This is a genomic window from Parafrankia sp. Ea1.12 (genome assembly GCF_900465275.1).
Taxonomy (GTDB): domain Bacteria; phylum Actinomycetota; class Actinomycetes; order Frankiales; family Frankiaceae; genus Parafrankia; species Parafrankia soli.
In genome coordinates, this window is the sequence record NZ_UBIZ01000147.1 from 1 (window position 1) to 9,149 (window position 9,149).

The window sequence follows — 9,149 nt, forward strand, 5'->3', positions numbered from 1 at the left end:
GGTCGGTCCCGCCCGCCTTCCGTGAGCGGCGCTGCCCGGTGTGTCCGTGTGACTTCGTCCGGTTGCGGTCGACAGATACCTCTGTTGCAGAGGAATATAAGGGTGTGGAGATCGCGAGCCGGCCAGGACGGATGTCCGGTGCGGCCGGTGCCCTGCTGCGGGAGCCCGCCCGGCCGGCCAGGATCCGTGAGTCGTCGCTGGCGACCGTGCTTGCGGTCGGCACCGTCTGCATCGGCAGCTTCCTGGGCCAGCTCGACGCCAGCATCGTCACGATCGCGCTCGCCGACCTGCGTGCCGACTTCGGCGTGTCGCTCGGCCTGGCGACCTGGGTCAGCCTTTCCTACCTGGTGACGCTGGTCGCGACCATCGCCGCGCTCGGCCGGCTCGCCGACATGTACGGCCGCAAGCTGCTGACCCTGTACGGATTCGCCCTGTTCACGGTGGCCTCGGTCGGCGCCGCCCTGGCCCCCGGCATCGGGGTGCTCATCGTCTGCCGGGTCGCGCAGGCCCTCGGCGCGGCCATGCTGCAGGCGAACAGCGTCGCCCTGATCGCGACGACCGTCGAGCCGAGGCGTCTCACCGCGGCGCTCGGCGCCCAGGGCGCCGCCCAGGCGTTCGGGCTCTCGCTCGGGCCGTTGGCCGGCGGTCTGCTGCTCGAGCTCGGCGGGTGGCGGTGGGTCTTCTGGGCCCACATACCCGCGGGCGTGCTCGGGTTCGTGCTCGGCGTCCTGTTGCTGCCCCGCACGAGGGCGCACGCGCCGCGGACGCCGTTCGACTGGCGGGGCCTGGCCCTCCTGATGCCCACGGTGTCGGCCGTGCTGCTCGCGCTGTCGGTCGGCGAGTCCGCCCGCTCGGTCGGCCCGCTCGCCGCCGTCGGCGGGCTGGTGCTGGTCGCGGCGCTCGGCGGGGTGCTGTTCGTCCGCCGTGAGTCGTCCGCCGCGAGCCCGATGGTCGACCTGCCGCTCGTGCTGCACCGGGCGGTCGGGCCGCGGCTGGCCGCGGGGACGCTCTCCTTCCTCGTCCTGTTCGGCCTGCTGCTCACGATCCCGCAGAACTCCGACGACGGCGCCGTGGCGGTGGGCCTGCTGCTGGCGACCCTGCCGATCGCGATCGGGGTCGCGGCGCCGGTCGCGGGCACGCTCGTCACCCGGCTCGGCGTCCGCGCGGTGACGTCCGGCGCGATGGTGTGCGTGGCCGGCGGCCTCGGCCTGCTGGCGGCGGGGGGGAGCGGCCCGGCTGTCGGCGTGCCCTCGCTGGCGCTGATCGGCTGCGGGCTCGGCCTGTTCACCCCGTCCAACAACGGCGCCGTCATGGCTGCCGTGCCGGCACAGCAGAGCGGGATGGCCAGCGGCGTGGTGAACATGACCCGAGGGCTCGGCACAGCCCTGGGTGTTTCGGTGTCGGCTCTCGCCTACGCGGCGGGTGGCTTCGTCGCGACGATGCTGCTGCTCGCCGCGATCGCGCTCGGCGGGGCACTGCTCGCCGCCACAGCCGCCGCGCCCACGCTGCCGGGCAGCGGGCTGCCGCGTCAGCGCGAGAACGACCGCGCGGCGCCGTAACCGGGCCCGATCTCCGGCTGGCCGGCGCGGGACGTCCACCGCCACTGCACCGAGATGCGCCCGCCCACGTACCCGGGGACCCGGGGCACCGCGTGCAGCCAGTCGGCCTGCGCGCGCCCGCCGAGCACGAGCAGGTCGCCGCCAGCCGGGGCGAGGTCGCGGCCACCGGGAGCCATCGGGTCGTTGAGGATGCGGCGGCCGGGCGGCAGGTGCCGGGACTTCACGAGGAACGGCCGGCGCGCGCCGAGGGTGAGGATCGCGATTACCGTGTCGTCCAGCCAGCGCATCTCGCGGTCGCGGTGGAAGGCGACGGCGTCGTTCCCGTCGCGGTACCAGGACATCCCGTAGCCGTCGAAGTCGACCCCGTAACGGCGCCGCAGCGCGCGGTAGGCGTCCAGCAGGGCGGGGAAGGGCACCGGGTGCCCGCTGCGGATGAAGGCGCTCAGCCGCGGCTCGGTCACGTGGCGCTCGTAGCGCCACATGGTTCCCTGCCGCCAGGAGGTGCCGTCCCGGACGGCGTCGTAGAGCTCGTCCGCCCCGGACATCCAGCCGCGGGCGACGTCCACCCAGGAGTGGTCGTCGAGGCGCACCCGCTCGAACACCGCGGACGGGTCGACGCCGGGGATGACCCGCCGGCCGTCGTCACCGGTCATCGCCCGACGCTACCTCCGTCCGCACAGGGCCCGGAGGCGGCGGGGTCGAACCGTGCGGGATGACCGGACGCCGGGCTTCCGCGGGCGTAACCTCCCGGTTGTCATGACGGTAGATCAGCATGCCAACGCCGTGGGCCTCACCGAGGTCGTCACCCGGCTGCGGCGGGTGCTGCGCAGCAGCATCCGCGCGGACATCCCGTGGGAGTCGCTGCCCATGGCACAGGTGGAGCTGCTCCAGTGTGTCGCCGAGCGGGACGGCACCCGGGTCGGTGAGCTCGCCGGGCTGCTGCGGCTCGCGCCGAACTCGGTCTCGACGCTGGTCGCCCAGCTCACCGATGCCGGCCTCGTGCGGCGCGAGCGGGATCCGGCGGACCGCCGGGCCGTGGCCCTGCGGCTCACCGAGGCGGGCGAGCAGGCGCTCACCGGATGGCTGCAGGCGCACGAGCGGCGCATCGGCACCGCCATGGAGCTCCTCGCCGACCACGACCGCGACGCGATCATCGCCGCGTTGCCGGCCCTCGGCCGCCTGGTCGAGGCGCTCGGCGACCGCCCCCGCCCGCCCAACGAGTGAGATCACCCGGGACGGCCTGGTCAGTGGGATCGGTCGATGTTCCCGGCCTCAGGACCGGACGAGGCGGGCGATGGCCGCGGTCGCCTCGCGGACCTTCTCGTCCGCCGCGGGCCCGCCCTCGGCGACGGCCTGGGCCACGCAGTGCGCGAGATGATCGGACAGCAGGCCGAGCGCCACGGACTGCAGGGCCCGGGTGGCCGCGGACACCTGGGTGAGGATGTCGATGCAGTACTTGTCCTCGGCGACCATGCGTTGCAGGCCGCGGACCTGGCCCTCGATCCGCCGCAGCCGGGCGGTGTACTCGTCCTTGCTGTTTGCGTAACCGTGCTGCGACTTTCCGTGATCGGAGTGGGGTGGGGTTGGTCGGCTCCCGTCCGGCTGGCTCTCGTCCGACCGGCCCGCCTCCGGTTGGCTCGCCTCCGGTCGGCCCAGCTCCGGTTGGCTCTGAGCCGCCTGGTCCTGAGTCGTCTGGCTGACTTCGGCCTTCACTCGCACCGCCCGCCCCACGCCGTCACCCCGGAGATACCCCCCAACGGTACGTGCGAACAGGGGTGACCGTCGAGGTCAGCCCAGGGGGCCCAGCAGTTCGACCCGGACGCCCCGGTCGTCCAGCGCCTGGCGGACCCGCGGCCCCGCGTTGCGCAGGCGCAGCCGGGAGCCGCAGCGGGTGGCATGCCGGCTCATGGCTCCGAGCAGCACCGCTCCCAGTGGATCGGCGTCCCGCACGCCGGCGAGATCGACGATGATCTCCCGCTGCCCGAGGGCGGCCGCCCTCGCGACGGCGGACCGCGCCGCGCTCGCGGCGCTCGCCACGAGCAGCCCGGACAGGTGGATGACGGCACCCTCCTCCCAGAGCTCGACACGGGCCGAGAGGGGACACGCCGAGGGGCGGGGCTCGACGGCGGAGAGCGCGGCAGCGGCCACCACCCTGCCCCCGGCGGCGACCACCGCAATCGCGGCGGTGCCCGCGATTGCGGTGGTCGGTGTGATCTCGGCCGTGGCCACCGGGCCGGGTGGCGCCGCCCCGGAGGCGCGCAGCGGTAGCGCCCCGGGTGGGGCCCCCGTCGGTGGGGCCGCCGTGACCGGCACGAGTGCCGTCGAAGGCCCTGCCGCACGGCCGGCATGGGTGGTGAGAGTGCCGGCTTCTTTGCCGATGGTGAGCGTCACGTCGTCTCCGAAGGGAGCGAGGTCGCGGTAGACGCGCGAGAGTTACCCCAGGTTCCTGCCCGGTAAGTATCGCGCCCTCTCGTGACGGAAACCAATGCCGAAAGTCACCTTGTGTTGTGCCGGCAGCACGTGTATAGCGTGTCACATTTACGAGCGTCGGCCTGGTCGGAGCTGGTAGAAGCGCCGGTGTCTCAGGCCAGGATCTCCGCCGCGACGTCGGTGGCGGCGGGGAGCAGGAGGGAATGGGAGCCCGCGCCGACCGGCAGGCCGCTGCACCGGTGCAGCAGCTCGGCCGGCGCCGCCAGCAGCTCGTCGCCCCCCGCCGGAGCCAGCAGGGTGACACCGAACGGCAGGCCCGCCGCGAATCCCACCGGAACAGCCACCGCGGCCAGGTCCAGCAGGTTCGCGAACGTCGTGTACCGGCCGAGGCTCGCGTTGAGGCGGATCGGGTCGGCGAGCATCGCGTCGATCCGGTACGTCGTCGGAACGGTCGGCACCACGACCATGTCGACGTCCACCCACGTCCGCTCCGCGCTGCGCCGTAGGGCGCGCAGCCGGGTCAGGCCGCGGAACACCTCGGCGCCGGTGATTCCCGCGCCCGGTTCGAGAACCGCCCGGATGACGGGATGCACCGGGTCCGCCGGGCCGGCGTCCGGGACCGTCTGAAGGAACGCCTCCACGGCGGCGTACCGCTCCGCCAGCCACGGGCCGCCGTAGAGCAGGGTGCCCGCCTCCAGGAACGGGCCGAGGTCGATCTCCGTCACCTCGGCGCCCCCGTCGGCGAGCAGGCCCACGCCGACGCCGAACACGGCCGCGGCGCCCGCGTCGCCGAGGAAGTCGAGCTGATCGGCCCGGGGCACGCCGATCCGCGGCCGGACCGGCTCCGGCACCTCGGCCCGCGGCACCTCGGCCCGCGGCACCTCGGCCCGCGGCGCTCCGGTCCGCGGCGCTACGCCCGGCGCCGGGCTTCCGAGCCCGGGGAACCGGCGGGAGTACGGGTCCTCCTCGTCGTAGCCGCTCATCACCGACAGCACGCGGTAGGCGTCGGGTACGGAGAGCGCGAAGACGCTCGGGCAGTCCAGCGAGCGGCAGGCGGGCACCACGCCCCTTGTGCTCACCAGCCCGCGGGACGGCTTGAGCCCGACGGTGTTCGTCAGCGCCGCCGGCACCCGGCCCGAGCCGGCGGTGTCCGTGCCGACCGCGAACGTGACCAGCCCGTCCGCGACGGCCACACCGGATCCCGAGCTCGACCCTCCGGCGATCATGTACGGGTCGAACGGGGACGAGGGGATCCCGTAGGGGGAGCGGGTGCCGGACAGCCCCGTGGCGAACTGGTCGAGGTTGGTCTTCCCGACGCAGACCGCGCCGGCCGCGAGCAGCCGGGCGACCGCCGGCGCGGTGCCCGCCGGGAGCCGGCTGAAATCGGGGCAGCCGGCCGTCGTGGGCAGCCCGGCGACGTCGATGTTGTCCTTCACCGCGAACGGCAGCCCGAACAGGGGGGGCAGGCTGGGCCCGGTCCCGGCCGTCGTCCCGGGCTCGGGCCCGAGCCCGTCGGGGCCGGCGTGTCCGAGGCGTGCGCTCGCCAGCAGGACGTCCAGCTCGGTGGCCCGGCGCATCGCCTCCGCGCGGGGCACCAGGGTGATCCACACTCCGTCGTCGCCGCGTGCGGCGATCCGGTCGTAGACGCCGTCCACCACCTCGCGCACGCTCAGCCGTCCCGCGAGGTAGCCGGCGCGCAGGACGTCGGCCTGCAGGTCCGGTGGGGTGGGGCGGCGCGTGCTCCGGTCGCTCACCGGGCGGTTGCTCACCGGGCGGTCGCTCAGGCCGCCGCGAGCGCGGCCGAGACCGCGTCCCGCACCGCCGCCGAGGTCGCGACGGCGCCGAACACCCCGCCCTGCATCGTCACCATGTGCAGGGCCGCCCGGTGATTGGCGGGGTCGGTCGCGCCCGTGCAGTCCGAGAGGATCAGGCACTCGTAGCCGCGGTCGTTGGCGTCGCGCATCGTCGTGTGGACGCAGACGTCCGTGGTGATGCCTGTCAGGATGATGTGGGTGATCCCGCGCCGGCGCAGCACGAGGTCGAGGTCCGTGGCGTAGAACGAGCCCTTGCCCGGCTTGTCGATGATCACCTCGCCGGGCAGTGGCGCGACCTCGGGGACGATCTCCCAGCCCGGCTCGCCGCGGGTGAGGATGCGCCCGCGCGGGCCCGCGTCGCCGATCCCGGCGCCGATCCGCTTCGAGCGCCACAGCTTGTTCGGCGGGCAGTCGGACAGGTCGGGGCGGTGCCCCTCCCGGGTGTGAATGATCATGAAGCCCAGGGGACGCAGCACCCCGAGCAGCGCCGCCGTGGGGGCCAGGCCCGCCCGGGTGAGCTCGAGATCGTACCCCATCGTGTCGACGTAGCCGCCATCGCCGCAGAAGTCGACCTGCCAGTCGATGTTGATGACGGCGGTGGTCGCGGGGCTGAACGAGCCGTCGTAGGGCCAGTTGTAGGGCTCGGCGGTGACGGGCCCCACGGTGAGACCACCGCTCGCGGGGGCCACGGGTTCGGTCGTGACGGTCATCTGCTCCTCCTCGGCCGTCCAGGTCTCTCGTCGGCACAGCGTTTTCCGCCGGCGCAGCGTTTCCCGTCGGCGCACCGTGCTAGGTGGCCGAGCGGGGCGGACGTCCGCGGTTCAGCACCATCTGGGTGATGGCCCGGGCCGCCCGCCGCTCCACGACCTCCATCGACTCGCCGACGTGGCTGCGCAGCGCCCGCACACCCGCCTCCATCTCCCCGGCGAGCACCTTCTCGAGGATGTCGAGATGCTGGGTGATGGTCAGATCGATCCGGTCGGCGGTCAGGAAGTCGTACATCCGCACGGGGCGGATCCGGGCGTTCACAGCGTCGAGCATGTTCGCGAGCTCGCCATTGCCGGACGCCCGGCTGAGCGTGATGTGAAAGTTCTCGTCCAGGGCCACAAAGGCCGGGTCGGGCGTGGGGGGATCGGCGCGTAGCGCCCGCCAGTCGTCGCGCAGCGGTTCGAGCAGTGCGGCCTGGTGCGCCGCGCCGGACTCCAGCGCCCGCTGCAGCCCGCGCAGCTCCAGCGTGACCCGGATCTCGTACAGGTCGCGCAGCCCGGCGAGGTCGGGTTCGGCGGGGTAGTAGCCGCCGTCCTGCCGCTTCTCGACCAGGCCGTCTCCGGCGAGCCGGGTCAGGGCCTCGCGTACCGGTGTCCTCGACACTCCCAGCAGCGCGGCGACGCGTTCCTCTCCCAGGCGGTCCCGGAAGGAGAACTCCCCTGACATGAGCCGATGGCGCAGCGCGACGTAGACATGGTCCCGCAGGTTCCCCGAGCCGGAGGCCCGGGTGGTTGGCGACGGTGTCATGACGCCGAGCATCTGCCATGGACGGCGCGGACGTACCACCCGCCCGCCGTCCCACCGGTGACCCGCCTCGCGGGGCACGCGGCGCGGGGCCTTGCCGGGATCGCGGCACAGGCAGCAGTGCAGGTCGTGGTGCCGGCCGCGGCGGGTGTGTGGCCGGGCCCGGCCCGCGGTGGCGGGCGGAGCACCCGTCCGCGGCTTTCTGCATACCGAGCTGTATACAGTGTCGTGTACATGAAAGTGAAGGTAGAGACGAAGAATTTTCTGATCAACACTCGCGCAGTTACATTCACACGTCGACGGTTAAGTACCCGTTAATCGAGGGTGCGGAAGGTGGCCGGATGGAGCCGCGCGGCGCGCACGGGACCCGCAGCACCCCCCAGGGCGGCAGCGCGCAGGGAAGCGTCCCGCAGGGCGGCCCCGCCCAGGGTGCTGTCGCCGCCGGCCGTGGCGCCGGGACTGCCGCGGGCCCGGCCTTCCTCCTGCTGCACGGCACCGCGACGACCGGGGCGGTGTGGTCGGGTGTGCGCGCGGCACTCGCCGGCCGGGAGGTGCACGCTCCGGACCGCCCGTCCACCGGCGAGCTGGCCGCGGAGATCGCGGCACTGGCGCCGTCCGTGGCCGGCCGGGTGCTCGGGGGAGTCAGCGGCGGCGCCACCCTCGGTCTCGCGATGCTCGCGGCCGGCGTCCCCATGGTCGCCGCCGTGCTGCACGAGCCGGCGGTCGGCTCGCTCGTCCCGGGGCTGCTCACCCCGATGGCGGAGGCGTTCGCCTCGGGCGGGGTGACGGCGTTCGGGCAGCGGCTCTACGGCCCGTGCTGGCGGCCGGGGCACGCGCCGGCCGACATCGCGATGGTGGAGCGCGACCTCGAGATGTTCCTCGGCTTCGAGCCGGGCTCACCGCCCGTGGGGGCGCCACCGGTCCTGATCACCGTCGGCGCACAGTCACCGCCCGTGCGGCATCGCGCGGCCGCGGCGCTGCGGGCCCGGTTCGATCTTCCCGTCCGGGTGCTGCCGGGGTGCGGTCACGCCGTCCACCTGGAAGCGCCGGAGCTGTTCGCCGCGCTGCTCGCCGAGACCGCGGCCGGCCTCCCACACTGATCCGCCGGCGCTGAGCGGCAGGTGCTGGGCCGCCTGCGCTGATCTGCCTGCGCTGAGCGGCCGGGTCAGCGTTCGACGTGGTGGGGCGGCAGATCCGCCAGGAGACGGGCTAGGTCGGCGTCGGCCTCGTTCTCGTCGAGCAGGGTCTCGTCGCCCCAGCCGATCTCCCGCTCGTCGCTGGGGAGCTCGTGGTCGGGCAGCGGCGCGTCTCCCATGAGGATCTCCTCCGATCGCCATGCGGCCCGGTGGCCGCTCGGTCTGTGCGGGGCGGTCCTGTCCGGCCGGTGTCCTCGCGAGCGGCGGCACCGGCGGCGGGGCCAATCTACCGGCGCGGCCCCGCCGGACGGGGCAGACGACACGGCCCGCCACCGGTCCCGTTCCGACGCTCATCTTCGGGCCCCGGGCCCCGGGCCCCGAAGCCCGGGGCCCGGGGAACCAGGCCAGCCCCTTGGTGGCACTAGGGCCTGTTCTGAGTCTGGATCACAATCGGGGTGTTCGTCCTTCGTGTGGGTGTTTCGGCTGGTAGCACAGTGGTATGACGCGTGGTGATCTGACCGATGGTGAATGGGAGTTGATCGAGCCGCACCTCCCGCTGGGGGCGTCCGGACCGATCCCTGACCTGCGCAGCTATTTCAACGCGGTGATGTGGAGGTTCCGTACCGGAAGCCCCTGGCGGGACGTGCCGAACAGCTACGGCTCCTGGTCGACGATCTACGACCGGTTCCGTATGTGGG

At 73.8% G+C, this 9,149-nt stretch carries 11 protein-coding genes; 4 read left to right on the forward strand and 7 right to left on the reverse strand.

From position 1 onward, the window contains the following. Positions 1–104: 104 nt before the first annotated feature. Positions 105–1,559: an MFS transporter gene (locus FMEAI12_RS03810; protein ID WP_112104992.1), complete on the forward strand. Its 1,455-nt coding sequence runs from the start codon at positions 105–107 to the stop codon at positions 1,557–1,559. Here FMEAI12_RS03810 and FMEAI12_RS03815 read toward each other — a convergent pair. Continuing rightward, a complete protein-coding gene (locus FMEAI12_RS03815) occupies positions 1,529–2,212 on the reverse strand; it encodes an alpha-ketoglutarate-dependent dioxygenase AlkB (RefSeq protein ID WP_071060053.1) in 684 nt (227 codons plus the stop codon). The genes FMEAI12_RS03810 and FMEAI12_RS03815 overlap by 31 nt on opposite strands. Positions 2,213–2,315: 103 nt before the next feature. On the opposite strand from FMEAI12_RS03815, the gene FMEAI12_RS03820 reads away from it, so the two are divergent. After that, positions 2,316–2,783, forward strand: coding sequence for a MarR family winged helix-turn-helix transcriptional regulator (locus FMEAI12_RS03820; protein WP_071060054.1), 468 nt, complete (start codon positions 2,316–2,318; stop codon positions 2,781–2,783). A 48-nt stretch (positions 2,784–2,831) separates the two neighbouring features. Here FMEAI12_RS03820 and FMEAI12_RS39450 read toward each other — a convergent pair whose 3' ends face one another. The 5 genes from FMEAI12_RS39450 to FMEAI12_RS03845 all read right to left on the reverse strand — a co-directional run bounded on the left by FMEAI12_RS39450 (position 2,832) and on the right by FMEAI12_RS03845 (position 7,318). After that, positions 2,832–3,278, reverse strand: a complete 447-nt coding sequence (locus FMEAI12_RS39450) for a metal-sensitive transcriptional regulator (RefSeq protein ID WP_112104995.1) — start codon at positions 3,276–3,278, stop codon at positions 2,832–2,834. 69 nt (positions 3,279–3,347) lie between these two features. Then, on the reverse strand, positions 3,348–3,950 hold the full coding sequence (locus FMEAI12_RS03830) for an STAS domain-containing protein (RefSeq protein WP_112104993.1): 603 nt from the start codon (positions 3,948–3,950) through the stop codon (positions 3,348–3,350). Positions 3,951–4,141: 191 nt separating this feature from the next. Beyond that, positions 4,142–5,743, reverse strand: a complete 1,602-nt coding sequence (locus FMEAI12_RS03835) for an allophanate hydrolase (protein WP_235013673.1) — start codon at positions 5,741–5,743, stop codon at positions 4,142–4,144. Between the two features lie 26 nt (positions 5,744–5,769). Next, positions 5,770–6,513: a cysteine hydrolase family protein gene (locus FMEAI12_RS03840; RefSeq protein ID WP_020458328.1), complete on the reverse strand. Its 744-nt coding sequence runs from the start codon at positions 6,511–6,513 to the stop codon at positions 5,770–5,772. A 79-nt stretch (positions 6,514–6,592) separates the two neighbouring features. Beyond that, the gene (locus FMEAI12_RS03845) at positions 6,593–7,318 is read right to left on the reverse strand and encodes a GntR family transcriptional regulator (RefSeq protein ID WP_112104996.1); all 726 of its coding nucleotides are present in this window, start codon (positions 7,316–7,318) and stop codon (positions 6,593–6,595) included. Between the two features lie 338 nt (positions 7,319–7,656). Between FMEAI12_RS03845 and FMEAI12_RS03850 the strand changes: the two genes are divergently transcribed. Continuing rightward, positions 7,657–8,415 carry an alpha/beta fold hydrolase gene (locus FMEAI12_RS03850; RefSeq protein WP_083390726.1) on the forward strand — a complete coding sequence of 253 codons (759 nt, stop codon included), beginning with the start codon at positions 7,657–7,659 and terminating at the stop codon, positions 8,413–8,415. Between the two features lie 65 nt (positions 8,416–8,480). Here the strand turns inward: FMEAI12_RS03850 and FMEAI12_RS37005 are convergent, their stop codons facing one another. Next, on the reverse strand, positions 8,481–8,630 hold the full coding sequence (locus FMEAI12_RS37005) for a hypothetical protein (protein WP_020458332.1): 150 nt from the start codon (positions 8,628–8,630) through the stop codon (positions 8,481–8,483). A gap of 320 nt (positions 8,631–8,950) precedes the next feature. Here FMEAI12_RS37005 and FMEAI12_RS03855 point away from each other — a divergent pair. Then, on the forward strand, positions 8,951–9,149 hold a 199-nt coding region (locus FMEAI12_RS03855; RefSeq protein WP_146776586.1), incomplete at its 3' end, for a transposase.

What these genes read in the sequence shown, in the direction of transcription:
- FMEAI12_RS03815 (WP_071060053.1), bottom strand. Translation starts at nt 2,212, where the DNA reads ATGACCGGTGACGACGGCCGGCGGGTCATCCCCGGCGTCGACCCGTCC.
- FMEAI12_RS03820 (WP_071060054.1), top strand. Translation starts at nt 2,316, where the DNA reads ATGACGGTAGATCAGCATGCCAACGCCGTGGGCCTCACCGAGGTCGTC.
- FMEAI12_RS03840 (WP_020458328.1), bottom strand. Translation starts at nt 6,513, where the DNA reads ATGACCGTCACGACCGAACCCGTGGCCCCCGCGAGCGGTGGTCTCACC.
- FMEAI12_RS03845 (WP_112104996.1), bottom strand. Translation starts at nt 7,318, where the DNA reads ATGACACCGTCGCCAACCACCCGGGCCTCCGGCTCGGGGAACCTGCGG.
- FMEAI12_RS03850 (WP_083390726.1), top strand. Translation starts at nt 7,657, where the DNA reads ATGGAGCCGCGCGGCGCGCACGGGACCCGCAGCACCCCCCAGGGCGGC.
- FMEAI12_RS37005 (WP_020458332.1), bottom strand. Translation starts at nt 8,630, where the DNA reads ATGGGAGACGCGCCGCTGCCCGACCACGAGCTCCCCAGCGACGAGCGG.